Annotated in this window: 23 protein-coding genes, 1 tRNA gene and 1 pseudogene; 8 read left to right on the forward strand and 17 right to left on the reverse strand. The window is 63.8% G+C overall.

Annotated elements, in window-relative coordinates:
- The first annotated feature begins 166 nt into the window (after positions 1-166).
- Positions 167-523: a hypothetical protein gene (locus JI749_RS12420; protein ID WP_201654276.1), complete on the forward strand. Its 357-nt coding sequence runs from the start codon at positions 167-169 to the stop codon at positions 521-523.
- Positions 524-568: 45 nt separating this feature from the next.
- On the opposite strand, the gene JI749_RS12425 is transcribed toward JI749_RS12420, so the two are convergent.
- The 3 genes from JI749_RS12425 to JI749_RS12435 all read right to left on the reverse strand — a co-directional run bounded on the left by JI749_RS12425 (position 569) and on the right by JI749_RS12435 (position 3,478).
- Positions 569-844, reverse strand: coding sequence for an EscU/YscU/HrcU family type III secretion system export apparatus switch protein (locus JI749_RS12425; protein WP_201654280.1), 276 nt, complete (start codon positions 842-844; stop codon positions 569-571).
- The gene (gene fliK / locus JI749_RS12430; protein WP_201654283.1) at positions 841-2,610 is read right to left on the reverse strand and encodes a flagellar hook-length control protein FliK; all 1,770 of its coding nucleotides are present in this window, start codon (positions 2,608-2,610) and stop codon (positions 841-843) included. The genes JI749_RS12425 and fliK overlap by 4 nt, the downstream gene beginning before the upstream one ends.
- Before the next feature lie 121 nt (positions 2,611-2,731).
- Entirely contained in the window at positions 2,732-3,478 is a 747-nt protein-coding gene (locus tag JI749_RS12435; protein WP_201654286.1) for a glycosyltransferase family 2 protein, read from the reverse strand.
- A gap of 224 nt (positions 3,479-3,702) precedes the next feature.
- Here JI749_RS12435 and JI749_RS12440 point away from each other — a divergent pair, with 224 nt between their 5' ends.
- Positions 3,703-4,470: a FecR family protein gene (locus JI749_RS12440; RefSeq protein WP_201654289.1), complete on the forward strand. Its 768-nt coding sequence runs from the start codon at positions 3,703-3,705 to the stop codon at positions 4,468-4,470.
- Positions 4,471-4,484: 14 nt separating this feature from the next.
- On the opposite strand, the gene JI749_RS12445 is transcribed toward JI749_RS12440, so the two are convergent.
- Positions 4,485-4,985: a DUF1993 domain-containing protein gene (locus JI749_RS12445; protein WP_201654292.1), complete on the reverse strand. Its 501-nt coding sequence runs from the start codon at positions 4,983-4,985 to the stop codon at positions 4,485-4,487.
- An 80-nt stretch (positions 4,986-5,065) separates the two neighbouring features.
- Here JI749_RS12445 and JI749_RS12450 point away from each other — a divergent pair, with 80 nt between their 5' ends.
- On the forward strand, positions 5,066-5,893 hold the full coding sequence (locus JI749_RS12450; protein WP_201654295.1) for an ion channel: 828 nt from the start codon (positions 5,066-5,068) through the stop codon (positions 5,891-5,893).
- Between the two features lies 1 nt (position 5,894).
- Here JI749_RS12450 and JI749_RS12455 read toward each other — a convergent pair whose 3' ends face one another.
- From JI749_RS12455 to JI749_RS12470, 4 genes are read right to left on the reverse strand one after another with little or no spacing between them, the layout of a single operon-like run.
- Positions 5,895-8,594 (reverse strand): sensor histidine kinase, encoded by a 2,700-nt coding sequence (locus JI749_RS12455; RefSeq protein ID WP_201654298.1) that lies wholly within the window; start codon positions 8,592-8,594, stop codon positions 5,895-5,897.
- Complete coding sequence (locus tag JI749_RS12460; protein WP_201654301.1) at positions 8,594-8,827, reverse strand: hypothetical protein; 234 nt, start codon at positions 8,825-8,827, stop codon at positions 8,594-8,596. The genes JI749_RS12455 and JI749_RS12460 overlap by 1 nt, the downstream gene beginning before the upstream one ends.
- Entirely contained in the window at positions 8,814-9,197 is a 384-nt protein-coding gene (locus tag JI749_RS12465; protein ID WP_201654304.1) for a response regulator transcription factor, read from the reverse strand. The genes JI749_RS12460 and JI749_RS12465 overlap by 14 nt, the downstream gene beginning before the upstream one ends.
- 58 nt (positions 9,198-9,255) lie before the next feature.
- The gene (locus JI749_RS12470; protein WP_201654307.1) at positions 9,256-10,875 is read right to left on the reverse strand and encodes a helix-turn-helix domain-containing protein; all 1,620 of its coding nucleotides are present in this window, start codon (positions 10,873-10,875) and stop codon (positions 9,256-9,258) included.
- Between the two features lie 178 nt (positions 10,876-11,053).
- On the opposite strand from JI749_RS12470, the gene JI749_RS12475 reads away from it, so the two are divergent.
- The 5 genes from JI749_RS12475 (at position 11,054) to JI749_RS12495 (ending at position 16,209) form a co-directional block, all read left to right on the forward strand.
- Positions 11,054-12,412, forward strand: coding sequence for a substrate-binding protein (locus JI749_RS12475; RefSeq protein WP_201654310.1), 1,359 nt, complete (start codon positions 11,054-11,056; stop codon positions 12,410-12,412).
- Positions 12,413-12,482: 70 nt separating this feature from the next.
- Positions 12,483-13,514: a branched-chain amino acid ABC transporter permease gene (locus JI749_RS12480; protein ID WP_201654313.1), complete on the forward strand. Its 1,032-nt coding sequence runs from the start codon at positions 12,483-12,485 to the stop codon at positions 13,512-13,514.
- A 1-nt stretch (position 13,515) separates the two neighbouring features.
- The gene (locus tag JI749_RS12485) at positions 13,516-14,664 is read left to right on the forward strand and encodes a branched-chain amino acid ABC transporter permease (protein WP_201654316.1); all 1,149 of its coding nucleotides are present in this window, start codon (positions 13,516-13,518) and stop codon (positions 14,662-14,664) included.
- A gap of 10 nt (positions 14,665-14,674) precedes the next feature.
- On the forward strand, positions 14,675-15,439 hold the full coding sequence (locus tag JI749_RS12490) for an ABC transporter ATP-binding protein (RefSeq protein ID WP_201654319.1): 765 nt from the start codon (positions 14,675-14,677) through the stop codon (positions 15,437-15,439).
- A gap of 14 nt (positions 15,440-15,453) precedes the next feature.
- On the forward strand, positions 15,454-16,209 hold the full coding sequence (locus tag JI749_RS12495; RefSeq protein ID WP_233280934.1) for an ABC transporter ATP-binding protein: 756 nt from the start codon (positions 15,454-15,456) through the stop codon (positions 16,207-16,209).
- A gap of 89 nt (positions 16,210-16,298) precedes the next feature.
- Here JI749_RS12495 and JI749_RS12500 read toward each other — a convergent pair whose 3' ends face one another.
- The 9 genes and pseudogenes from JI749_RS12500 to JI749_RS12540 form a co-directional block, all read right to left on the reverse strand.
- Complete coding sequence (locus JI749_RS12500) at positions 16,299-17,069, reverse strand: 5-oxoprolinase subunit PxpA (RefSeq protein WP_201654326.1); 771 nt, start codon at positions 17,067-17,069, stop codon at positions 16,299-16,301.
- On the reverse strand, positions 17,066-17,971 hold the full coding sequence (locus tag JI749_RS12505) for a 5-oxoprolinase subunit C family protein (protein ID WP_201654329.1): 906 nt from the start codon (positions 17,969-17,971) through the stop codon (positions 17,066-17,068). The genes JI749_RS12500 and JI749_RS12505 overlap by 4 nt, the downstream gene beginning before the upstream one ends.
- Entirely contained in the window at positions 17,968-18,639 is a 672-nt protein-coding gene (locus tag JI749_RS12510; RefSeq protein ID WP_201654332.1) for a 5-oxoprolinase subunit B family protein, read from the reverse strand. Before JI749_RS12510 ends, JI749_RS12505 begins: the two co-directional genes overlap by 4 nt.
- Before the next feature lie 170 nt (positions 18,640-18,809).
- Positions 18,810-18,986 (reverse strand): hypothetical protein, encoded by a 177-nt coding sequence (locus JI749_RS12515; protein WP_201654337.1) that lies wholly within the window; start codon positions 18,984-18,986, stop codon positions 18,810-18,812.
- 120 nt (positions 18,987-19,106) lie between these two features.
- Entirely contained in the window at positions 19,107-19,343 is a 237-nt protein-coding gene (locus JI749_RS12520; RefSeq protein WP_201654340.1) for a hypothetical protein, read from the reverse strand.
- Positions 19,344-19,494: 151 nt separating this feature from the next.
- The gene (locus JI749_RS12525; protein WP_201662798.1) at positions 19,495-20,946 is read right to left on the reverse strand and encodes an aldehyde dehydrogenase family protein; all 1,452 of its coding nucleotides are present in this window, start codon (positions 20,944-20,946) and stop codon (positions 19,495-19,497) included.
- Positions 20,947-21,309: 363 nt separating this feature from the next.
- Positions 21,310-21,399: transfer RNA gene (locus tag JI749_RS12530), tRNA-Ser, on the reverse strand.
- Positions 21,400-21,445: 46 nt separating this feature from the next.
- On the reverse strand, positions 21,446-22,417 hold the full coding sequence (locus JI749_RS12535; protein WP_201654343.1) for a quinone oxidoreductase family protein: 972 nt from the start codon (positions 22,415-22,417) through the stop codon (positions 21,446-21,448).
- Positions 22,418-22,650: 233 nt separating this feature from the next.
- Positions 22,651-23,379: pseudogene (locus tag JI749_RS12540) on the reverse strand (TerC family protein); the annotation flags it as partial.
- Between the last annotated feature and the right edge of the window lie 74 nt (positions 23,380-23,453).

The raw sequence follows: 23,453 nt of genomic DNA on the forward strand, positions 1-23,453 counted from the left end.
TCATGATGCACAACAAGTGGGGACCGGCGTAGGTGGTTGCAATGCTGCGCCCATCGAATGACGGCCTGGCCGCAGAAACGCCGCGAGACGGCCCAAACTTCGCCGCGACTGCCGGTGTAACGAAGCCGTGATCTGCAGTCCAACAGCCAATACTACAGGAAAACCAATGACCTCGAAGATCATGCTCTCGTTTGCCGCCGTCGCCGTGCTTGCCCTGGCGGCTTGCAGCAATCCCGAGAGCCCGGCCGAAGCCACGCCGGAAGCCGCACCTGCCGCGGAAAGCCCCGCAGAACCGGCTGCGTCGCCGGCGGCCAATACGACCACGATGACGCCCGAGCAGGCGATGCAGGCCGTGCAGGCTCAGGCTGCCACCATGACCGACGCGCAAAAGGCGGAGACGATCGCTGCCGCGCGCAAGACCGCCGAAGATGCCGCCAAGGCCCAGGGGCTCACCGAGGAACAGGTCAAGCAGGCCGGCGACATGGCCGAACAGGCCACCAAGCAGATGCTCGGCGTCCAGTAACGCCAGGGTTACGACTTGGGGCCCCGCGACCAGTGTTCGCGGGGCCTATTTCTTTTGCGAGCCCACCCGCAGGACGTAGCCGATGACGATGGCCACGGCCTCGTAGAGTTCGAGCGGAATGGTATCGTCGAGCTCGACGCCGCTCAGCGCCTCGGCCAGGACAGGGTTACTCTCTATGACGATGCCCTGCTCGCGCGCCAGTTCGACGATGCGGTCCGCCACGAGCCCCCTGCCCTTGGCAACCACCCGCGGCGCCTCGCGCGAACCCTTTTCGTATTGCAACGCTACTGCCAGCGAACGCGGCTTGATCTCGTCGTTCATAACTGGGAGTCCACGATGTGACCCGATGGGGTAGCGACCGCATGCGCCGGAGGCTCGCCGTGGCGAACGATCACCGCGCCGGGGCGTAAACCGGCCTCACCCAGGGACTCGCGCAGCGACGCGATCTCGTCTTCCAAGGCCGCCGAGGCGCTTGGCTCCGTCGCCCAGAGCATCACCCCGGTTGCCCCGCCGCGAAACGTGACCTGTGCACCTACTTCGCCCATTTCAGGCAGGCTGAGGGCAAAACGCATCTGCCAACCGCGTTCGGTTCCCGCCTCCGACTCACCTTCCGGTTCACCGTGAATGTGTATCTGCATCAGCGTCTGGTGCGTTCCAACCATGACGGGCAGGTCCATGCTCCAGTCGGCAGTCTTGGCCACTGCGTCAGGCAATGAGGCGTGCTGATGCAGGCGGATGCGCGCCAATGCGGATTCGGTGCGCTCGAGCAGGTGCTTGCCGACCTCCTCGGGGGTGGCGTCGGCATCCATGGGAGGCGCATCATTGGCCCGCGCGCGTGGGGTCACGCCGCGCAGCGGAGGCGGCAACTGGGCGACCGGGGCGACCGGCGCCTGTTGCCCTAGCCATGCTGTAAGGGTCTGCCGCAGGGTGAGTAGCGCCGTTTTCATATCGGCCTGTGGCTGCGTCAGGCCCGTAGCCAGGCTGGATTCCTGGAAGATGCCCGAGCTTCGGATGGCCGCGTGCAGCGCGGCGCCATCGAAGCGCGGCGCATCGATGGAAACGCGCCCCGCCAGCACCTGCTGGGCGGCCCGGACCACCGGTTCGGGCAGGATGACCTTGCCGGCAATGCTGGCCAGGGCCGTGGTCAGCCCGGTGACCGAACCCTGGCTGGCGATCGACGCCTGAACCATCTGCGTCACGGCGGCTTGTGGTGTCGCCGGCTGAGGCGGTGGCTGCGGCAGCGGGTTGCCCGTGGAAGCATGCGTCGTGGCGCTGCCCACAGCAATGGCCGGGGCGACCGGTCCTACGACAAGGGGCGCAGCGCGCGCGGCCGACGCGGCGGATGGCGCGGCCGCAATGCCAGCAGCAGCCACGGCGAGTGGATTGGGATTGGCCGGATTGGTCTGCGGATAGATGGCGGCCGGAGTCGGCGTTGTCACTGCGGTCGTAACCACAGTCGTCGTTGCGACGGTGGTCGTCGGGGGGTTGGAGGCAGCGGAAGGAGGGCCTGCGGCTTGAGTGGGATTTGCCGGTGACGAATTGGCTGGCTGGGCATTGGGTTGCGCCGCGCCAGGGGCACCCTGGCTGGCCTGGGATGCAGTAGGCGGATTGGCCACCAGTGACCCCGGCTGGGAAGGCGCAGCAGTCTCCGCCTCCCAGACCACGGCCTGTGGCAATATGACGGTTTGCTGCCCCTGTACCACCTGAGTCGGAACTGGCGGCACGGAAGACGGGGCCGGGGCCGGAGTGGCAGGCGCAGTCGCATTGGGCAGGGGCAGGCTGACCTCGGGCGGGAGTGCACCCGGCGCCGGGCTGACTGCCTGTGGCAGGGGCGCGGTCTGCTGCAGGGCCAGGCGCAACTGCTGGCCGGCGCCCTGCACCTCCAGCCGGATGGTCTCGCCCGCCTGGACCAGGGTCGGCAGCACGAGGTTGAGCACCTGGCCGCGAATTTCGACCTGCGTGCCGCCATTGGCGGCAGGTCCCAGTATTCTGGCGTCCACCACCTGGCCCGATTGCAGCGCGAGTGCCTGCAGCGCACCCGGGCGCGCTGCGGCGACGAATCTGGGCAGATCCGGCGGGATGACCATGGTGTCCAGGTCCTCTGCCGCACCATGCGGCGATCCATACTAACTCGCCAGCAGCATCCAGTGATTCCCCATTCTTGGGAAACTTAACGTCCTCTAACCAGGCGTCAGCAGCCTCGGCCGATCAGTCGGGACGGATATCGGTATATTCCTTGGTCGCCGGCTTGCCGCGAAAGGTCACCCAGAAGAAGTTGAGCGTATAGGTGCCGGCGGTGCGGAACACTCCTTCCTTCTCGAGGCGCCGGCCCGAGGTCTTCATCTTGAGGGCAAAGGTCCATTTGACCCCGCCCACCTTGGACAGGCGTACGGCAACATCGGTGTCCTCGCCGAAGAACTGGATGGTGCGATCATAGCCACCGACCTGCTCCCAGGCGGCTCGCTTGAACACGAAATTGCCGCCCTGCACTACCGAACCTACCCGCAGGACGTAGCGGTTGATAACGTAGATCAGCCAGGTCAGGCCGTAGAACATGCTGACAAGGAACCGGCTCCAGGCGCTCATGTCGTAGTAGACATAGGGGCCGCTGAGGCAGACCAGCTTGGGGTCTCGGCTGAATTCGGTCAGCACCGTATCCAGCCAGCCCGGCGGCACGATGGTGTCGCTGTCGATATTGGCGATCAGCTCGAAGCCCTGGCTGGCGGCAAAGCCGGCGTCGCGCGCGTTCACCAGCCCCTTCTTGGGTTCGTCGACCACGCGCACTGTCGGAAAGCTGCGGGCAATTTCGCCGGTGCGATCGGTCGAGGCGTTGTTGACGACGATTATTTCGGCATCGGCGCCGGAGCGCGCAATCTCGGCCACCACCGATTCCAGGCATTTGCCGATCAGCGCCTCTTCGTTATAGGCGGGTATGACGAATGCCAGTTTCCTCACGGGCGGCCTCTTGCTGGGCTTGGCGGTCCGATCGCCGCAGATGCCAGCAAATAGCGGCTGGCCGACGCAACGGCAACAGAGCAGCGCGGCTTTTCGGTGTATTGCGCGCTATTGAGACGGCAAATTCACTGCCAGTTCCTGCAGGGAGTCTGCTTCCGTTGGACTAAAGTCATCTGCTACAAGCGTTCATCGAGTGTTCAGTTGCGCGTTGCAACAAGCGGGGCATGATGAAAAAGCGGCTGTTCAAACATTTGCTGGTTCTTCTTCTGTCGGCAGCGGCGCCGGTTGCATTCGCGGCCAATGAAGGCACCGCCGTGGGCGTCGACCCGGACGCCAAGGCGCAGATTAACTCTACGGATCGTATCCTGGAAGTGGGCGCCGATGTGTCGGTGGGCGAGAAAATAGTCACCGGGCCATCCGGCCTGGTGCAGATCGTCTTCGATGACGACACCAGGCTCGTGGTAGGCCCGCGCAGTTCACTGCTGATCGAAAACTACCTGATGGCCAGCAGCAACACGGCGCAACAGCTGACCGTAAACGCCCTGGGCGGCTCGTTCCGGTTCATTACCGGCAACAGCCCCAAGCCAGCCTATTCCATCCGTACCCCCACCGCGGCGATTGCCGTGCGCGGCACCGAGTTCGACATCGTCGTCGAGCCCGGCAATACCAAGGTCATGCTCTATGAGGGCGCGCTGGAGATCTGCAATTCGGCAGATACCTGCCAGCAGGTGACCCGCAAGTGCGAAGTCGCCGTGGCCAGCAACAACGACGCCAGCCTGTTCGTCCGGAGCGACCCGCTGCGGACGCCGCTAAGCCTGGAATTCCGCTACGCGCGGTTCCAGGCCCCGCTGCTGGCCCCGTTCCGGGTAGGCGGCGCTGCGCTTTGCGCGGAAGAACCCCAGGTCAACGTGCCCAAAGGCAACATGGGCAGCGAGGATGACGGCCCCCTCCCGACGACGCCGCCCCCGCGCCCGCCACCGCCCAAGCGGTAACCTTCGGACCCAGATCAGCCGATATAGTCGCGCTTGCCGACCGGTATGCCAGCATGGCGAAGGATCGCGTAGGCCGTCGTCACGTGAAAGAAGAAGTTGGGTAGCGCGCGTTCGGTCAAGTAGGCCTGCCCGCTCATCGTCACGTCTTTGCCGCCCAGTTTCAGGGTAACTTCGCGCTCGTCGCCACCGTCAAGATCCTCCGGCTTGATCGTCGACAGCAGGTCGAGCGCCTTCTGGATGCGCGCCCGGAGTTCGGGGAATGTCTCTTCGGTATCGGGCCATGACGGAACCTCCCGACCGGCCAGCCGCGACACACAGCCCTTCACGTGATCGGTGGCGATCATGATCTGGCCGCGGAACGGAATCATGTCCGGGGCGAGCCGCATGCCGGACAGCACCGACGTGTCGAACTTGCGTTCGGCTGCGCTCGCTTCGGCCTTGTCGATGATGGCCAGGAGGTTGGTCAGCATACGAGTAAAAATCGGCACGGTCATGCCATAGACGGAAATGGTCATTCGCAAAGCTACCTTGATTGTCTGGTCCCGAAGGGGAACTGTGTTCTGCGCCCGCTGTTGTTGGCTGGCAAGGCGGTTGAATGAGCAAGCAAGAAGATAAGCCCACGAAAGGCGACACCGTCGAACACCAAACCGGGTTGGCGCGGCTACGCTCCCGGTTGCGACTGCTCTATCACAGCCAGTCACCCGCGGCGCAGCGCTTCCAGGCGGCGGTGCTCATCGTCGACCTGGCGATCATCGTCTTTTTCATCGCTACGCCCCTGTTGCGCGAGAACGAGTCGTTCCTCTGGATCGACCTGTCGATCGCCGCCCTGCTGCTGGTCGACCTGGTGGCGCGAGCCCTGGCCTCCACCGATATCCTCCGCTGGCTGCGCCAGATGCCCGTCATCATCGACGTCTTCATCCTGGCGACGCTGCTGGCCCCCGCCTGGCTCATCAACCTAGGCTTCCTGCGCATCCTGCGGCTGTGGACCCTGACGCGGACGTCCACCTTCTGGCGACCGCTGAAGAAGCGCGGCCTCGGGCTCTACCAGGAGCCAATCCAGGCGGTGATCAACCTCCTGGTTTTCCTCTTCGTGGTGACCGGCTTCGTCTATACCGCCTTCGCGAGGCGCGGCGAAGACGGGGGCATCGACGGCTATATCGACGCCCTCTACTTCACCGTGGCCACGGTGACGACCACCGGCTTCGGCGACATCACCCTGCCCGGGCCATGGGGCAAGCTCGCTTCCATTGTCATCATGATCATCGGCATCTCGCTGTTCGTGCGTCTGGCCCAGGCCATCTTCCGCCCAGCCAAGGTGCATTTCCCCTGCCCGCAATGCGGCCTTACCAAGCACGAGCCCGATGCGGTGCACTGCAAGGCGTGCGGGCACCTGCTCAACATTCCCGATAGCGGCGGGCACTAGGTTATTTCAGCACGGCCAGCCGCACCCGGAAGCACGCGCCCGGCAGTGGCCCCTGAACCAGGTCGAGCGAGCCGTTCATGCGGGTGACGATCTGCCTGGAAATGGCGAGGCCTAGCCCGGCCCCGCTCTGATCGGCAGCGCCGCGCTGGCCCCGTGCGAATTTCTCGAAGATGAGCTTGCGCTCCCCCTTGGCGATTCCCGGCCCATTGTCAGCAATATCGACGACAAATTTACCGGCCTTCACCGAGGAGCTGATGCGCATTACCGGCGCTTCGGAGTCGTTGTATTTCACGGCATTGGAGATGAGGTTGATAAACACCTGGCACAGGCGATCGGCATCCCCCTCGACGACGGCTGCCGGGGCGCGCTCGCCCTGCTGGACCGTGACTCCGCGCTGCCGCAGCAGCGCCTCGCAGACGGTGAGTGCCCGCCCCAGTGCGGCCTCGGCATCGACGGGCACATTGTCCCAGGTGCGTTCGCCACGCTCCAGCGCGCTAAGATCGAGGATCTCGTCGAGCAGCTTGGTGAGCCGCAGGCTTTCCTGATGGATCGTGCCCACGAAATGCTGCCGCTGCCCCTCGTCGATATCGTCGGCATCGAGCAGTATTTCCGAAAAAGATCGGATCGAGGTCATGGGTGTGCGCACCTCGTGGCTCACCTGGCTGAGGAACTCGTCCTTCTGGCTATCCAGTTCGCGCAGTTGCGCGTTGGCGTCTTCGAGTTGCTGGGCGGTCGAGCGCAGTTCGGCCGAGGTCTTTTCCAGCTGCTGGGAATATTCGATGACCTGCTGTGTTTCGTCGGCCATCTGCATCATTTCTTCGAGCGACACGTCGCTGCCGGAAAGCACCTTGGACAGCATCACATGCGCCGATGCGGCGCCGATCGAGCCCGCCAGTTCGCGCTCGAGGCGGCCGATGAATTCGGGCGACGGCTCGAGCATGTCGGGATCCACCCCGCTGTCGCGCGCTTCGGTTTCAAACAGGGCTGCGGCGCGGCGTTCGCCCAAGACGCGCTCCGCGACGAAGAACAGGTCGTTGGCCGTGGCCGAGCCGCGGACGAAATTGCCGCGCGAGATCTGTCCTCGCTTGAACACGTCGACGAAGACACTCGCCTGGACGCGCTCCAGCGCCGACTGGCCGGTCAGCAGCGAGCCGATGGTCAGGGTCAGGACATTGACCAGGATGCTCCAGAACGCAGCATGGGCGAGAGGATCAAGATTATCGAGCCCGAACATGGCCTCCGGCCGCAGCCAGGAAATGCCCCATGGCCCCCGGTCGAGCAGCATCGCCACCTGCGGCGAGACTGACTCGAAGGATGGCAGGAAGCTGCACCAGACCCAGAAGACGAAGCCTGCCGCAATGGCTGCGGTGGCCGCCTTGAGCGAGGCCTCTCGCCAGAACAGGGCGGCAATGACGGACGGGAAGAACTGGGCGATTGCAGTGAAGGAGATGAGGCCGATCGGCGCCAGGGCGTTGGAATCGCGTGTGAAGAAAAAGTAGAAGAACCCCAGCGACAGGATCAGGACGATCGAAAAGCGCCGCGCCATCAACAGGAGGCTCGTCACCCCCTGCCCGTCACCGCGCCCGGCCGGACTCAACCGCAGGATCAGCGGCATGACGATATGGTTGGAGACCATGATCGAGAGCGCGATCGACTCCAGAATGATCATCGACGTTGCCGAGGAAAAGCCGCCGATGAAGGCGAACAGGGCAAGGGCGTCTTGCCCGAAGGACATCGGCAAGGTCAGCGCGAACATGTCCGGGTTGGAGCCAGCCGGCATAGTCGTCAGTCCGAACACCGCGATGGGCAGGATGAACAGGCTCATCAGCAGCATATAGGCCGGAAAGGCCCAGCTCGCGACGCGCAGGTGGTTCTCGTCGGAATTCTCTACGACGGTGACCTGGAACTGGCGTGGCAGGCAGACGATGGCGGCGACCGACAGGCCAAGGGTCGTCAGCCAGCGGGCGCCGAAGGTTTCCTCGGCATCCACGGTGACGCCGGCCTGTGCGGCAGCGCTGAAGATGTTCTCGAAGCCGCCACCGACGAACACCACGAACACGCCGACGGCCACCAGCGCCGTCAGCTTCACCACGGCTTCAAAGGCGATGGCGGCGACCACACCATGATGCTGCTCCTTGGCATCCACGTGTCGGGTGCCGAACAGGATCGTGAACAGGGCCATGCCGGCCGCAACGCCGAAGGCCAGGCCCACATCGTCGATGCCCGTCAGGCTGCCGCGGCCGAAGGCGGATGCGCCGGCGACGGCCTGGATCGAGGACGTAACGGCCTTGAGCTGCAGGGCGATATAGGGGGCTATGCCGATGACTGCGATACAGGTGATCAGCACGGCCAGGCGGTTCGATTTGCCGAAGCGTGACGAGAGCAAGTCGGCCACCGAGGTAATACGCTGGTTGTGGCTGATGCGAACCAGCCGGCGCAGCAGGAACCACCAGCCGACAAAGACGAGGGTGGGGCCGAGGTAGATGGTCAGAAACTCCAGCCCGCTGCGCGCTGCATTGCCCACCGCGCCATAGAAGGTCCAGCTGGTGCAATAGACCGAGATGGACAGCGTATAGACCGCCGGGGAATGCAGGAAGGATTTGGCGTTGGTCCGCGCACGCCGGTCGCCCAGATAGGCCAGGACAAACAACAGCCCCACATAGCCGACAGCCGTCGCGATGACGAAGTCGGCCGACAGCATCAGCGCTCACCCTCGCCAGGGCCGCTGCCATTGGCATCTGGTGGCAGCGCGCGGGTCAGCAGTGCCATGCCTGTGATCAGCAATAGCCAAACGGCGAATAGGTAAAAGACGATCTGCGGAATGCCGAAATGGGTGATGGGCTGGTTGAACACGTAGACCAGCGGCGGCAGCAACAACATGGCGCCGAAGACGGTCAGCAGCAGCATGCCGCCGATGAGCTTACGCCGATCCACCATCTTCGCCCAACAACTGGCGCACCGCCCCGACCACCTCGGCATTGGCATAGGGCTTGGTGACGAAGACGTCGGCCCCCAGCTGCTCGGCGATGCGACGATCCTGCTGCTGGCCCTTGGCCGTCAGGATCAGGACGGGCAGCGACTGCGTCTCGGAGTCCGCCCGGATCTGCTTGAGCACGTCGAAGCCGCTGCGCTTGGGCAGCATGACGTCCAGAACAACCAGGCGAGGCTTGAGGCGTCGAACGGCCTCCAACGCCGCATCGCCGTCCGTTACCGAACTGATGCTCCAGCCTGCGCGCCTCAGGATGAAGTCGAGCGATTCGAGAATGCTCGGCTCGTCCTCGGCAATGAGTATGTCGACTGCCAAAATCCCCCCTCGAAGCACCCGCGGTCTCCCCTCCGCGAGTGCGCACACTAAAGCGCAATCATGGCGGATCGCCAAGCGGTAATGATGGCAGCAATGGACCACGCGTTCGGGAATGGCCAGCCGTAGTCGACAGGGCTTCTTCCTGTCGGCTGGCGCAATCGCGCCGCGGACACAGGCGGCAACTGGGCCCCACGGGGACGTCGGCCGACAGGTCCGATAGGTCCAGGCCCGCGGCATAGACGGTTCTGTCCGCCTGCAGCACATCGCAGGCCAGCATAACCGAGGAGGCTACAACCTGCTCGCTGAACGAGGCCGTGCGCCGCTGCACCGTGCGCGCAAGGAACAGGTATCGCGATCCGTCCGAAAATCGCACCACTTGCCGCAACGGCACATCGGGCGTGCGGAACGCGCCATAGATAGCCCAAAGGGGGCAGGCATGACCGCTATTGGGCAGCAACAGTCCAGGCAATGGGAAGTGCTTGGTCAAGCGCCCTGCGGGGTCAGAACGCAGGAAGCCGAAAGCGATGCCCTGCTGCCCGGGCCGACGCAGCGTCACCAGCCGATGCGCCACCTGCTCGAAGCTGGCGCGATAAGCCTGGCGCAAGAAATCGATGTCATACGAAGCGGCCTCTGCATCGGCAAGGACACGTTCATATGGGAATACGATAGCGCCTGCGAGGTATGAGCCCACCGCGCGCGAGGCCAGGCGACGGGCCGTCGGCGTTGACAGGACTGCGGTTTGCAGGGCGTCTGCAATGGCTTGGGGAGCGGCCATCTCTCCATAGAGCCGGGCAAGCTGGAACTGCCGTGTTGCCAGGGTGGTCGCGCCGTGAAACCACATCCGCCTCGCGGCGGCGTCGAAACGATACTGACCGGGATAGTCGGCCTCGTCCGGCGGCCCGCCGACCCGCACATCGACCCCAAACCGGCTGGCCAGCAGCCCCGACAAGGTCTCGCTGCCGAAGGCCCCTGCCCGCTCGATCTCGGCCCGCAGGTCGTCCGCCACCTCTTCAAGCAGCGGAAAGTGGTTTTCCCGTTCGATGAGCAGATCGTCGATTTCGCGGGCCGGAGAAATGCTGCGCCGGATCTGGCTGGAGGTCTCGAACTGGCCGATCAGGTTGCGCGCCACCTCGGAAAGGGTTCGGGCATCGCGACCGATGGCAGCGAGGAACCGCCGGCGCTCGGCCTCGTCGAGATCGCCGACCTCCTCGAGAATTTCTGCGCTTGATCGAACCGCAGTGATGCCGGAAAGAATCTGATGCAGGAGCTGGCTTAGCAGCGGGTCGGATCGAAGGCGGTCGGCATAGGCGTCGGCATTGGCGATGGCGCCCGAATAGGCCCGGTGCAGCCGCGCGAGTGCCGCGGCGCTGGCGGGATATTGCGCCACCAGCTCACGGCGCTCGTCAGGGCGAAACGGCAGCGACTCGACCATCGGATCGGCATAGGCTTCCTCGAGGTCCTGCAGCAGCTTCTGCTCGGCCCGGCCGGCGAGCTCGTCGATGTCGATTTGCAGCTGCGCAGCCACCCGGTTCAGCAGCGCACCGCCAATGTCGCGTTTGTTGTTCTCGATCAGGTTCAGGTAGCTCGGCGAAATGCCAACGCTTCTTGCAAGCGAAGCCTGAGAAATCTTGAGGCTTTTCCGCCTGTTGCTGATGCGGAAGCCAATCGGCGCACGCATGCCACTCCCCTCTCTTGTCAACGAATTGACTTCAATGCATTCGCCGAAGAACAACAATTTACAGAATATCACTGCAATTACAATGATCTATTGCCGTCGTTTTCTGCTGGCGGTCATACTCCGACCGCGGTGAGCTGCTGGCCATGCATCAGTCGCCCCGCGCAAAAGGAGGAAATCGATGACACTTTTGAAGCGAGGCCTGTCCCGTCGCAGGGTGCTGCAGACCGGTATGGCCGGCATTATCGGCTCGGGCGTTGCGCCCCTGATGTTTACCAAGGGCGCCTGGGCGCAGGAATTCTGCAACAATCCGACTGGCGACACCGTAACCTTCGGCCTCAACCTGCCCCTGACCGGCGCCTATGCCGAAGAGGGTGCGGACGAACAGAAGGCCTATGAACTGGCGGTCAAACATCTCAATGGCGAGGGCGATGGCGGCCTGATCGGCGTGCTGACCCCGACCGCGCTCAAGGGTAACGGCATCCTGGGCAAGAAGGTCGCCTTCGTGACCTCCGACAGCCAGACCAAGGCTGACGTGGCCCGCGCCGGCGCCACCCGCATGATCGAACGCGACGGCGCCATCATGGTGTCGGGCGGTTCGTCTTCTGCCGAAGCCATCGCCGTGCAGGGTCTCTGCCAGGAAATGGGCGTCATCTTCATGGCAGGCCTGACCCATTCCAATGACACCACCGGCAAGGACAAGCGCCGCTACGGCTTCCGCCACTTCTTCAACGCCTACCAGTCCGGCATTGGACTGGGCCCCGTGCTTGGGCAGGAATACGGCAAGGATCGCCGCGCCTATCACCTGACGGCCGACTATACCTGGGGCTGGACCCAGGAAGAGTCGATGAAGGCCGCGACCGAAGCCCTTGGCTGGGAAACCGTGCAGGCCGTCCGCACCCCGCTGGGCGCTGCCGACTTCTCGCAGTACCTGACGCCCGTGCTCAATTCGGGTGCCGATGTTCTGATCCTCAATCACTACGGCAACGACATGGTCAACTCGCTGACCCAGGCCGTGCAGTTCGGCATGCGCGACCGCCAGGCCAACGGCAAGGATTTCCAGATCGTCGTGCCGCTGTTCTCCGAACTGATGGCCAAGGGCGCCGGCGCCAACATCAAGGGCATTTTCGGCACTTCGAACTGGCACTGGAACCTGCAGGATCCGGGCACCGTGGCCTTTACCAAGTCGTTCGGCGCCGCCTATGGCTCGCCGCCGTCCCAGGCCGCGCACACCGCCTACGTCCAGGCCCTGCTCTACGCCGATGCCGTGGAACGCGCCGGCACCTTCTATCCGCCCGAAGTCATCAAGGCGTTGGAAGGTCATGAGTTCGACGGCATGGGCAATGGTCCGACGCTTTATCGCGCCGAGGACCACCAGTGCTTCAAGAACATTCTCGTCGTGCAGGGCAATGACAACCCGAGCAGCGAGTATGACGTGCTCAACGTGGTGCAGGAAGTCCAGCGCGACGCGGTCACCTATGATCCAACGATCTTTGGTGGCGACCTCGGGCCGGCAGAGCCCGCACCGCTCTGCGCCTAAGCCGCAATCGCTGAACGCGCCGCAACCCCACCTCTCCCCGTAACGGGGGGAGGTGACGAAGGAGCACATCATGTTCGAAGTCATCTTCCTGCAATTTCTCAATGGCCTCGACAAGGGCGCCGCCTATGCGCTGATCGCGCTCGGGCTGACCCTGGTGTTCGGCACGCTGGGCGTGGTCAATTTTGCCCATGGCGCGCTGTTCATGCTGGGCGCCTTCTGTGCCGTCCTGTTCCGGCAGTTGCTGACGCTGGAAACGGTCACGGTCGACCCGACACAGTTGTCACCCTGGGGCCAGCCGCTCGAAATCCGCGCGCCGCTGGTTCAGGCGTGGTTCGGCGACTTCGGCGCATTCCTCGTCAACTACTCGGTCCCGGCTTCGATCATCATCACCATCCCGATCATGCTGGTGGTGGGCATCGTGCTCGAGCGCGGAATCATCAAACACTTCTACAAACGGCCGCATGCCGAGCAAATCCTTGTGACTTTCGGCCTGGCGATCGTCGCGCAGGAGGTCATCAAAGCCTTCTTCGGACCCAACCCCATTCCCCAGCCCATGCCAAGCGACCTGCGCGGCGCGGCCGATATCGGCGCCTGGCTGGGCATGCAGGCCAATGTCATCACCTACCCGATCTGGCGCCTGGTCTATTTCCTGTTCTCCGCCGCCATCATTGGCGCGGTCTTCGCCTTTCTCCAGTTCACCACCTTCGGCATGGTCGTGCGTGCCGGCATGGCCGATCGCGAGACCGTCGGCCTGCTGGGCATCAACATCGATCGCCGCTTCACCATCATGTTCGGCCTTGCCGCTGTCGTGGCCGGCCTGGCGGGTGTAATGTACACGCCCCTGCTACCGCCCAACTACCATATCGGCATGGACTTCCTGGTCCTCAGCTTCGTGGTGGTGGTCGTGGGCGGCATGGGATCGCTGCCGGGCGCGGTGGCGGCAGGCTTTCTCCTGGGCATCCTGCAGAGCTTCGCCTCGATGACACAGGTCAAGGCGCTTATTCCCGGCATCGACCAGATCATCATCTATCTCGTCGCCGTCATCATCCTGTTGGTCTTGCCGCGTGGCCTGTTCGGCCGGCGTGGCGTGATGGAGGCCTGACATGCGCGCCACGTCCCGCAACGAACTGCTGCTCTTCCTCGGCTTCACGCTGGTGGTGCTGGCGATGCCGATCTGGCTGCACCCCTTTGGTGCTGCCTATCCCGACCTGCTGCAACGCTTCATGATCTTTGGCATCTTCGCCGTCGGCTTCAACATTCTGTTCGGTCTCACCGGCTATCTGAGCTTCGGCCACGCGGCCTTCTTCGGCGTCGGTTCGTATGCCGCAGTGTGGTCGTTCAAGCTGCTGAGCCTCGACGCCATCCCGGCCATGCTCTTCGCCATCGTGGTGTCGGGCCTGTTCGCCCTCGTCATCGGCTATGTGAGCCTGCGGCGCTCAGGCATCTATTTCTCCATCCTGACGCTGGCCTTCGCGCAGATGAGCTATAACCTTGCCTATTCCGTGCTGACGCCGATCACCAATGGCGAAACCGGGTTGCAGCTGACGCTCAATGACCCACGCCATCTCGACCAGATGACCGGCCAGACCTTTTCCGGCCAGCCAGTGCCGACGCTGCTCGGTCAGTCGCTCGGTGGCTTTGCCGGCTTTTATTTTTGCGCCGGCTTCCTGATCCTGGCTTTCTTCATTGCCCAGCGCATCACCGGTTCGCCATTCGGGATGATGCTCAAGGGCATCAAGTCGAACCAGACGCGGATGAACTATACCGGCTTCAACACGAAGCCGTATACGCTGGCAGCCTTCGTTATTTCGGGCATGTATGCCGGGCTTGCCGGAGCGCTCCTGGCTGTCACCGACCCGCTGGCCGGTGCCGAGCGCATGCAGTGGACCGCTTCGGGCGAAGTCGTGCTGATGACCATCCTGGGTGGCGCCGGCACGCTGGTCGGTCCGGTGATCGGGGCCTGGCTGATCAAGTATTTCGAGAACATCTTCTCGGCGATCAACGAAACCATCCTCCACCGCTTCTTCGACTTCCTGCCCGATGGCGCCGACAATGTCCTGGTCGCCGTCACCAGCAAGTTCGTCGGCGAAGGCTGGTTCCTGACGCTGGGCCTGGTCTTCGTCCTGATCGTGGTGTTCCTGCCGGGCGGGATCATGGAGGGGGTGCGCCGCTTCGCCAACCTGTTCAACCGACCACGCCGGTCACCCACCAACCCCGGCAAGTCGTCGCCACAGCCGCAACCCGCCGAGTAGGACGCAAGCCATGACCACACCCAATGTCGTCCTGCACGTTGCCGACGTTCACAAGCGCTTCGGAGGCTTGCATGCCCTCGCCGATATCGACCTGCAGGTGGAGGAAGGCCAGACCCATGCCATCATCGGCCCCAATGGCGCCGGCAAGTCGACCCTGCTCAACGTCATCATCGGCAAACTGGCACCATCAAGCGGCCAGGTGGTCTTCGATGGGGCGGTGCTCACCGGTCGCAAGCCGCACCAGATCAACCAGCTCGGCATCGCGCGCGTCTTCCAGACTCCGGAAATCTTTGCCGACCTCAGCGTGCTGCACAATGTGATGATCCCTGCCCTCGCCAAGCGCGACGGCGCCTTCAAGCTCAACATGCTCCGCTCGCTCGACAGCGAAACCGCCATCCGCGAGGAGGCCGAGGGCATGCTGGAGGATGTCGGCATGCGCAGCAGCCGGGACATGCATGCCGGCAGCCTCAGCCGTGGCGACAAGCGGCGCATGGAACTGGCCATGTGCCTGATCCAGCATCCGCGCCTGCTGCTGCTGGACGAACCCACCGCCGGCATGAGCCGCCACGATACCAACACCACCATCGAACTGCTCAAGAAGATCAAGAGCCGCGGCATGACCAAGGTCATCATCGAGCATGACATGCATGTGGTGTTCTCGCTCGCCGACAAAATCTCGGTGCTGGCGCAGGGCCGGATCATCGCCGATGGTACGCCCGACCAGGTCCGCGGCAACCCCAAGGTGCAGGAAGCCTATCTCGGAGGCGCCCATTGATGAGTGCGATCGCCATGGAAACCCAGATCATTTCAGGCAGCCAGACCGTCAGCGTGGAAACGACGCGACCATTCTTCTCCATCCGCGACATGCACGCCTACTACGGCGAGAGCTACATCGTGCAGGGGGTGTCGCTTGATATCCGCCAAGGTGAAATCCTGGCACTGCTCGGTCGCAACGGTGCCGGCAAGACATCCACCTTGCGAACCATTGCCCGCACAGACAATCCGCAATTGCGGCAGGGCGAAATCTGGCTCGATGGCCAGCCGATTCACCAGATGAAGAGCTTCGATGCCGCTCGCGCCGGCATTCAGTTGGTACCCGAGGATCGCCGCATCATCGCCGGCCTCACCGTCGAGGAAAATCTCACCCTGGCCAAGGTCGCACCCGGCAATGGCTGGAGCCTGGAGCAAATCTACCAGAGCTTTCCCCGTCTCGCCGAACGCCGCAAGCAGGAGGGCGTGACGCTGTCAGGTGGCGAGCAGCAGATGCTGGCGATCGCCCGTGCCCTGGCGCGCGATCTCAAGCTGCTGTTGCTCGACGAGCCCTATGAAGGGCTTGCTCCAGTCATCGTGCACGAGATCGAGCGCATCCTGCACTCAATCAAGCCGCTGGGCATCACCACTATCATCGTTGAGCAGAATGCCGTGGCTGCCCTCAAGCTGGCCGACCGCGCCGTTATCCTGGATACCGGGGAAGTCGCCTTTTCCGGCACCGCCAAGGAAGTGCTCGACAATACCGAACTTCGCCACGAATACTTGGCCATCTGAGTATCTGGCGATCCAAGCTACCCTGGGCCTTTCGGCCTAAAGGCATTCCGCCGATCTCACTCTCCCCGCCGGGAGGTCCAGGGTATGTTTCAGGACGACACCGCCGCCTCGCCCTCTGGTTCCACCGGGGCAATGGTGATGCCGTCGCCCTCCAGCGCATCGCGCACTTCCCCAGCCAGGTCCACCGCACCCGGCGTGTCACCGTGGAGGCAGATGGAGCGCGCGGTGGATTTGAGCACTGTCCCGTCGATGGCGACGATCTCACCCGCCTTGGCCAACCGCAGGCAGCGTTCGATCACGGCCTCGGTGTCATGGATCACCGCGCCATCCTGGCCGCGGGGCACCAGCAGGCCGTCGGGCGTGTAGGCGCGGTCGGCATAGGCTTCGCGGATCAGCGGCATGCCAACGGCCTTGGCCGCCCGCACCTGTTGGCTGTTGTCGAGCGCCAGCACCGCCATTTTCGGGTTCATGGCCTGGATGGTGGCAAAGATGCCAACGGCGAAGCCAAGTTCCTCTGCCGTCTGGTTGGCCAGCGCGCCATGCAGCTTCACGTAGGACAGGGGTATATCCACCTCATCGGCGATGAAGCGGACGAGAAAGAGCTGGCTGCGAATCTGTCCCAGTAACTGGTCGAGCGGCATCACCACGCGGAAACGCCCGAAACGCTTAGGGTCGACGTATCCCGGATGCGCACCGGCTCTAACGCCACGGGCTTTGCAGATCTTGAGGATATGGCGGATGGTGGCGGCGTCGCCGGCATGGCCGCCGCAGGCTATGGACGCGCTCGATACGATGCTCAGCAGGTCCTCGTCATTGCCCATGCCCTCGCCCAGATCGGCATTGAGGTCGATCGACGTCATGTTTGGCGGCTCCGCAACAACGCATGCGCATGTTCCACCGTGACTGGGGCAAAGGCAACCGCCGTGCCGGGACGCAACTGTGCAAAGCGGTCGAGATCGGCGGAGACCACAGTGGCGATACGCGGATACCCCCCGGTCGGCTGATGGTCGCGCATCAGCACGATGGGTGTGCCATCGCCCAGGATCTGTATGTCCCCCGGCACGATGGCGTCGGAGGCGAGCGAGAGAATTGTGGCGTCGGCAAACACCCGCTCGGAGTCCGTCAATCGCACCCCCATGCGATCGAGGCTGGCGCTGACAACAAAACCGGCTTCCGTAAAGCGCTGCCGCAAGCTTGGAGAAAACAGGTCGGCATGCAGGCCCCAGGTGACCCGGATTGGCCCCGCTTCTAGTTCGGGACGACGCTGGGAGATTGCGGTGATCCCGTCTCCGCCACCGCTCAGCGCTATGACATCGCCGACCCGCAGGCTGCGGCCCTCGATACCGCCGAGCCGCGCCCGGCTGCTCGTCGCCACGCTCCCCAATACCGGGGCGATATCGATACCCGCGTCGAAACGGACATAGCCGTAATTGCCCCAGCGTCCGGGGGTGATGGACAGCACATCGCCCTCGCCAAGCTGCCCGCTGCCCGGCCAGTCCAGCAGCGTGCCGTTGCGCCGGATCTGGAAGTCCCCGCCGGCAAAGCCGACGCGGCATTGGCCGCTGGACAACTTGAATTCGAGCCCCGCCGTCGTGAACTCGATACCGCCGTGCCCCCCACCGCCCAGGACGCCGGCCAAATCGTATCCCGCCTTATCCATCGGGCCGGAAGCGCTGATACCATGCTGAAGCATGCCGAAGCGGCCCCGATCCTGGATACTGGTCAACGGCGCCGCCCGCAGGATAGCCAGCACGGCGCTCATGGTGCGACCTCGAACGTCAGCACATCGCCGGCATTCAGCCGCGTCGGCAACTCGCCGCTGGGGTCGAAGTTGGCAAAGTCGGTGCTGCCAATCACATGCCAGCCGGTAGGCATAGCCGTTGCGGTGATCGCCGTTTGCCCGGCGGCAAACAGGACACTGCCCGGCGGAACAGCTGGGCGCACTTCCGTCCGCCGCGGTAGCACAAGTTCGTCGGCATGGAGGCCGCAATAGACAAAACCGGGGGCAAAGCCGGTTGCAAGCACGCGTAGCGGCCGCGCGTTGTGCGCCGCGACGAATTGGGACGATGCCATTCCCAGCGCGGCACTGACCGCCTCCAGGTCGGGACCGTCGAACCGGATCGGAATGACCCAGGAGGTTGTGACAGGCGCGCTGTCGTCCAGAACCGACAAGAGCAGGCGGAGTTCGCCAGCAATTGTGCCTAGAGACGTGCCGGCCGCCGGCTCGTAGCGCAACAACACCGAGACGAGGCTGGGCACCACCTCGACCACGCCCGCAATTGGCGAACGATCCAGTGCAAGCGCAAGAGCTATGGCGGCGCGATTGGCTTGGTCGGTAAGCGTGCTGCCAAAGCGCACAAGAAGCGCGCTGTCACCGAGCGGCACGATGGTCGGTGTCGGCAATGCCTGGGGTGCGGACAGCGCGACCATGACGCAGCCTCCTCGGCTGAAACATGGGCGCCAGTCCTGTCGGACCTGCCCGGATCAGTCAACCCGGTCCATAAGCGCAGGAACTCTGCCTCGCTCGGAAGACCGTTCGGTTTTGCCGTTGCCCTCGGGCAGCGGCCGGAATTGACCTGCCGGGTCGTCGGTCCGTCTGGTCAGTTGGGGTCTTTGCCGTCCTGTTCGATCACGGCATCGAAAAGCTGTTTGGCCTGCGCCACCCCGATCGCCTCGATGGCGACTGCGGCGATGGCAGCAAACAGTTCTGCGATTTCCTGGGGATCGGTGATTTCGGCGTCGTCGTCTTCGGCGTCGGCGTTGATCAGAGTGAACACAATAACGCGCCTCCAGATATGCCTTACGCCAACGATTGTTGGACGATTCCGTTACAGAATAAATAACGGAAATCCGGCGCCGCCAGCGCCGCGGGCAATTGCCATACAGGGCAGCGATCCTTACTCTTCCGGCGCCGTGTTGGCCTCGAGCCAGGATTCTATATCGTCCAGGCTCGCCGAAAATGGCTTGGGCACGTTGCCGTAGATGACCTTAAAGGACTCGTCGTCGCGAATGGCATGCCCGCCCGGGTTGCCCAGCGCCTTGATCTTGTCGTCGGTCAGAATGGTCAGCCCATACCGCGCCGCATACCGCTTGAGGCGCCGCATCCGCGAAGCGTCGAATTCCTTACGGCTCAAAGCGGGTCCCTCTACGGCTGTGGCGGATGCAGTGGAACTAGCATCCAACACTCTCCAGTACAACGGCGGCTTGGCGCCCGTTTTGGTCGTAGGTTGCCGCCTATCGACTGGGGGGCAGGGCCGACGACGCGGCGTCAAGAAGCCAGCGAACTCAGTGCTGGAACCAGGGTTGTCCCCGACCAAGCGTCATGTGAAGGCCCTTGAACTGTGAATACTCGTCAAAGCCGAAACGGCCGAGTTCGCGTCCCAACCCGCTTTTCTTGTAGCCACCGATCGGGAGTTCCGGGGTGCCGTCGATCACCGAGTTGATCCAGCACCGACCGGCCCGGAGTTTTCGCGTCGTCTGCACGGCGTTTTCGAGATCGCGCGACCAAACACTGGCCGAAAGACCGAACGCGGTGCCATTCGCGAGCGCCACCGCCTCCTCGGGCGTATCGAACCCGATCGTTGCCAGCACCGGCCCGAAGATCTCCTCCTGAGCGATGCGCATGTCGGGGCGCACCTTGTCGAACACCGTGGGCGCGAAGAAATTGCCGTTCTTGGCATCGACCATGTCACCACCCAGCAGCAACTCGGCGCCCTCGCCTATCCCGGTTGCGACGTAGCTCGCGACTTTTTCGAGGTGGGTCTGGGTGACCATGGCGCCAAAGCGGGTACCGGCGCCGAGCGGGTCGCCGAAAGGCAGCCTCTTGGACAGATCCAGCAGGCGCTCGAGCAGTGCCGGACGGATAGAGTTCTCCACGATCAGGCGGCTGCCGGATATGCAGCATTGGCCCGCATTGTGATAGACGCCATAGGCAATACCATCAGCCGCGGCTTCGAGATCGGCATCGGCGAAGACGATCTGCGGACCCTTCCCTCCCAGTTCCAAGCCGACCCGCTTGACGGCCGCCGCGGCAATGGCGGCCAATTGGGTGCCTACGCGCACCGAGCCGGTAAAGGCCAGCACGTCCACGCGGGGATCCTCGGCGAGGATCTGGCCGACATCGGGGCCATAACCGGTGATTACGTTGAGAACCCCCGCCGGCAGGCCCGCCTCGAGTGCCAGTTCGGCCATGCGGATCGTGGTTCCGGAGGTAAACTCGCTCGGTTTGACCACGACGGTGCAACCGGCGCCCAAAGCCCACGGCACACGCTCGGAAACGATGATGAAGGGGAAATTCCACGGCGTGATGATGCCCACTACGCCGGCGGGCTCGCGCAGCACGAGGCCAAGGCGGTTTTCACCAATGTTGTTGTGGGTGGCGCCTTCCAGGCCGCGCGACATGCCAGCGGCGTAGGTCCAGAGATCGGCGCAGTAGCCGATCTCGCCCTTGGCCTGTTCGAGCGGCTTGCCCGTCTCAAGGCATTCGATCAGCCCCAGCTCGTCCACATTGGCGAGGATCTTTGCCGCAACCGCGTGAAGGATGGTCGAGCGCTCGGCGCCGCTCATGCGCGGCCAGGGACCGTTGTCGAAGGCGCGGCGGGCCGCGGCGATGGCAAGTGCGGCATCGCCCGTGCCCCCGGCAGGCCATTCGCCAACCACCTTGCCGAGGTGGCCAGGGCTTTCGCGGGTCACGGTCTCGCCGGACTGTGCATCCATCTGCTTGCCGTCGATCAGCATGCGGTAGGCGCGCCTATGCGCAAGGCGCGAGTCGCTGAGGTTTGGTGCGACGAAATTGTCCTGAAAGCGAGATTGAACGACCATAACAATAGCGGGCTAGCCCACCCCTCCAACAAATAGCAGCACGTTTGCGTGTCTTAGCACCCAACCCGTCCCTAGCCGAGTTCGCTGCCAACATGCCCATAGATCAGGTCTAGTCAACAACGCATCGCATAACGAGCACCATGACTAGAAGGACGCGGGCCAGCCGATTGGATACGTGGTTGGCGAGTTGCGATCCGCCCTTCTGCTTCCGCGGAAGGCTGCTTCGGGGGATCGTCCTACGCCGTTGCGTTCCGGGCGCGCGCAGCCGAAGCCACAGGGTGGCGGGTAGAGAGGGATTCGAACCCCCGGAACGCTTGCACGTTCGCCGGTTTTCAAGACCGGAGCAATCAACCGCTCTGCCATCTACCCGTTGTGTCAGCCTTTAGCGGCAGAGCGCCGGGCTGTCTAGAGCGGGCTACGGCAGCAAAACCACCGACCCCGTCGTCTCGCGCCCTTCCAGCGCTCGATGGGCGTCCGCGGCTTGGCTCAGCGGAAACGTGCGGCCGATCTCGACCTTTATGGCGCCGCTCTGGACCGCGGCGAACAGCTTGCCGGCGCCTTCCAGCAGCGCTTCGCGCTTGCCGACATAGTGCGTTCCGGTGGGTCGCGTGACATAGAGCGACCCCTTGCGGGACAGCAGCGTCACGTCGGGGATCGAGACCACGCCCGAGGCATTGCCAAAGCTCACCAGCAGACCGCGTGGTCGCAGGCAATCGAGCGATTTCTCGAACGTCGCCTTGCCCACGCCATCATAGACCACGTCGACGCCTTTTCCGTCGGTGATCTCGCGGACGCGGGCAGCGAAATCGTCCTTGTTGTAGTTGATCACGTGATCGCAGCCATGGGCCTTTGCGAGCGCGACCTTGTCGTCGCTGCCGGCAGTGCCGATGACCGTGGCGCCCAATGCCTTTGCCCACTGCGTGGCAATCAGTCCCGTGCCCCCGGCTGCGGCATGCCAGAGGATGGTCTGGCCAGGCTGGACGGCCCAGGTTTCGTGCAACAGGTACCAGGCCGTCAGCCCCTTGAGCATGATCGCCGCGGCAACCTGGTCTTCGATGCCATCGGGAAGCGGCACCAGACGCTCCGCCGCCGCGAGACGCTCGGCGGCATAGGCACCCACCTGCCCCTGATAGGCCACCCGATCGCCCACCTTGAACCCCGTCACGCCCTCCCCAAGGGCGATAACGACGCCGGCGCCTTCGTTGCCCGCGACGAAGGGCAGTTGCACCGGATAGAGACCCACGCGCTGGTAGGTATCGACGAAATTGAGCCCGATGGCCGTCTGCCGCAGGGCCACCTGCCCCGCACCCGGACTGGCCAGCGGCCAATCCTCGTAGCTCAGGACTTCGGGACCGCCAAGCTGGCGGACGACAACCGCCTTGGTCACTTTGGTGCCTTTGGCTTGCGCGGCGCCGACTTTGGCCGCGACTGGGCGCGCGCCGCGGGTGTCGATTTGGCGCTGGGCTTGGCGGCCGGGGTTGCGGCACTGGCCGATGCTGGTTTGGCTGCAGCCCGTGGTGCCGATGCAGCTCTATTGCTGACCGCAGCCAGCGCCGTATCGGACGCGATCGAGCCGGTATCGCCGGTGAAGGGCGTGAAGGCGGCCTTGGCGCCATGGCCCCGCTGACGCTGCTTGCGCTGCTTGGCGAAGATGTTGATGGCCTCCACCAGCACGGAGAATCCCATGGCTGCGTAGATATAGCCCTTCTCGATATGGAAGCCGGTGCCGTCGGCCACCAGCGAGACGCCGATCAACAGCAGGAAGGCCAGAGCCAGCATCTTGGTGGTCGGATGATCGGCCACAAAGCGCGCAATCGGGCCCGAGGCGACAAACATCACGGCCACCGCAACCAGAACCGCCGCGACCATGACGAAAACCTGGTCGGCCGGTACCATGCCGACTGCCGTGATGATCGAGTCGATCGAGAACACCATGTCGATGACCACGATCTGCACCAGGATGGCCTGCAGCGTCGTGCTGGCCGCCTGGCCGACCGTCACGTCATCATGGGTGTCCTCGATGGCCGCATGCATCTCGTGGGTCGCCTTGTAGATCAGGAAGGCGCCACCGGCGAGCAGGATGATGTCCTTCCAGGAATAGTCGTGGCCGAAGGCACTGAACAGCGGTTCCTTGAGGCTGACGATCCAGCTGATCAGGAAGAGCAGGATAATGCGGAAGACCAGCGCCAGGCCGATACCGAGCTTGCGGGCGAATTCCGCCTGCTCGCGCGGCAGGCGCGACACCAGCACGGAAATGAAGACGATGTTGTCGATACCCAACACGATCTCCATGATCGTGAGGGTCGCAAACGCGACCCACACATTGGGGTCGGCAAGCAGTTCTAACATCGGGTTCTCCGTTCGACTCTGGTTGCGCCTATCTAAGCGGAGCTTTGGCGCACAGGAAAGGTCAGGAGGGAGAG

Source organism: Devosia oryziradicis, from assembly GCF_016698645.1.
Lineage (GTDB): Bacteria > Pseudomonadota > Alphaproteobacteria > Rhizobiales > Devosiaceae > Devosia > Devosia oryziradicis.

What these genes read in the sequence shown, in the direction of transcription:
- JI749_RS12455 (WP_201654298.1), bottom strand. Translation starts at nt 8,594, where the DNA reads ATGCTGTCGGCCGACTTCGTCATCGCGACGGCTGTCGGCTATGTGGGG.
- JI749_RS12525 (WP_201662798.1), bottom strand. Translation starts at nt 20,946, where the DNA reads ATGCTGATCGACGGCAAGCAGATGGATGCACAGTCCGGCGAGACCGTG.
- JI749_RS12445 (WP_201654292.1), bottom strand. Translation starts at nt 4,985, where the DNA reads ATGACCATTTCCGTCTATGGCATGACCGTGCCGATTTTTACTCGTATG.
- JI749_RS12470 (WP_201654307.1), bottom strand. Translation starts at nt 10,875, where the DNA reads ATGCGTGCGCCGATTGGCTTCCGCATCAGCAACAGGCGGAAAAGCCTC.
- JI749_RS12500 (WP_201654326.1), bottom strand. Translation starts at nt 17,069, where the DNA reads ATGACGTCGATCGACCTCAATGCCGATCTGGGCGAGGGCATGGGCAAT.
- JI749_RS12495 (WP_233280934.1), top strand. Translation starts at nt 15,454, where the DNA reads ATGGAAACCCAGATCATTTCAGGCAGCCAGACCGTCAGCGTGGAAACG.
- fliK (WP_201654283.1), bottom strand. Translation starts at nt 2,610, where the DNA reads ATGGTCATCCCGCCGGATCTGCCCAGATTCGTCGCCGCAGCGCGCCCG.
- JI749_RS12480 (WP_201654313.1), top strand. Translation starts at nt 12,483, where the DNA reads ATGTTCGAAGTCATCTTCCTGCAATTTCTCAATGGCCTCGACAAGGGC.
- JI749_RS12440 (WP_201654289.1), top strand. Translation starts at nt 3,703, where the DNA reads ATGATGAAAAAGCGGCTGTTCAAACATTTGCTGGTTCTTCTTCTGTCG.
- JI749_RS12425 (WP_201654280.1), bottom strand. Translation starts at nt 844, where the DNA reads ATGAACGACGAGATCAAGCCGCGTTCGCTGGCAGTAGCGTTGCAATAC.
- JI749_RS12420 (WP_201654276.1), top strand. Translation starts at nt 167, where the DNA reads ATGACCTCGAAGATCATGCTCTCGTTTGCCGCCGTCGCCGTGCTTGCC.
- JI749_RS12485 (WP_201654316.1), top strand. Translation starts at nt 13,516, where the DNA reads ATGCGCGCCACGTCCCGCAACGAACTGCTGCTCTTCCTCGGCTTCACG.
- JI749_RS12450 (WP_201654295.1), top strand. Translation starts at nt 5,066, where the DNA reads ATGAGCAAGCAAGAAGATAAGCCCACGAAAGGCGACACCGTCGAACAC.
- JI749_RS12510 (WP_201654332.1), bottom strand. Translation starts at nt 18,639, where the DNA reads ATGGTCGCGCTGTCCGCACCCCAGGCATTGCCGACACCGACCATCGTG.
- JI749_RS12475 (WP_201654310.1), top strand. Translation starts at nt 11,054, where the DNA reads ATGACACTTTTGAAGCGAGGCCTGTCCCGTCGCAGGGTGCTGCAGACC.
- JI749_RS12505 (WP_201654329.1), bottom strand. Translation starts at nt 17,971, where the DNA reads ATGAGCGCCGTGCTGGCTATCCTGCGGGCGGCGCCGTTGACCAGTATC.
- JI749_RS12490 (WP_201654319.1), top strand. Translation starts at nt 14,675, where the DNA reads ATGACCACACCCAATGTCGTCCTGCACGTTGCCGACGTTCACAAGCGC.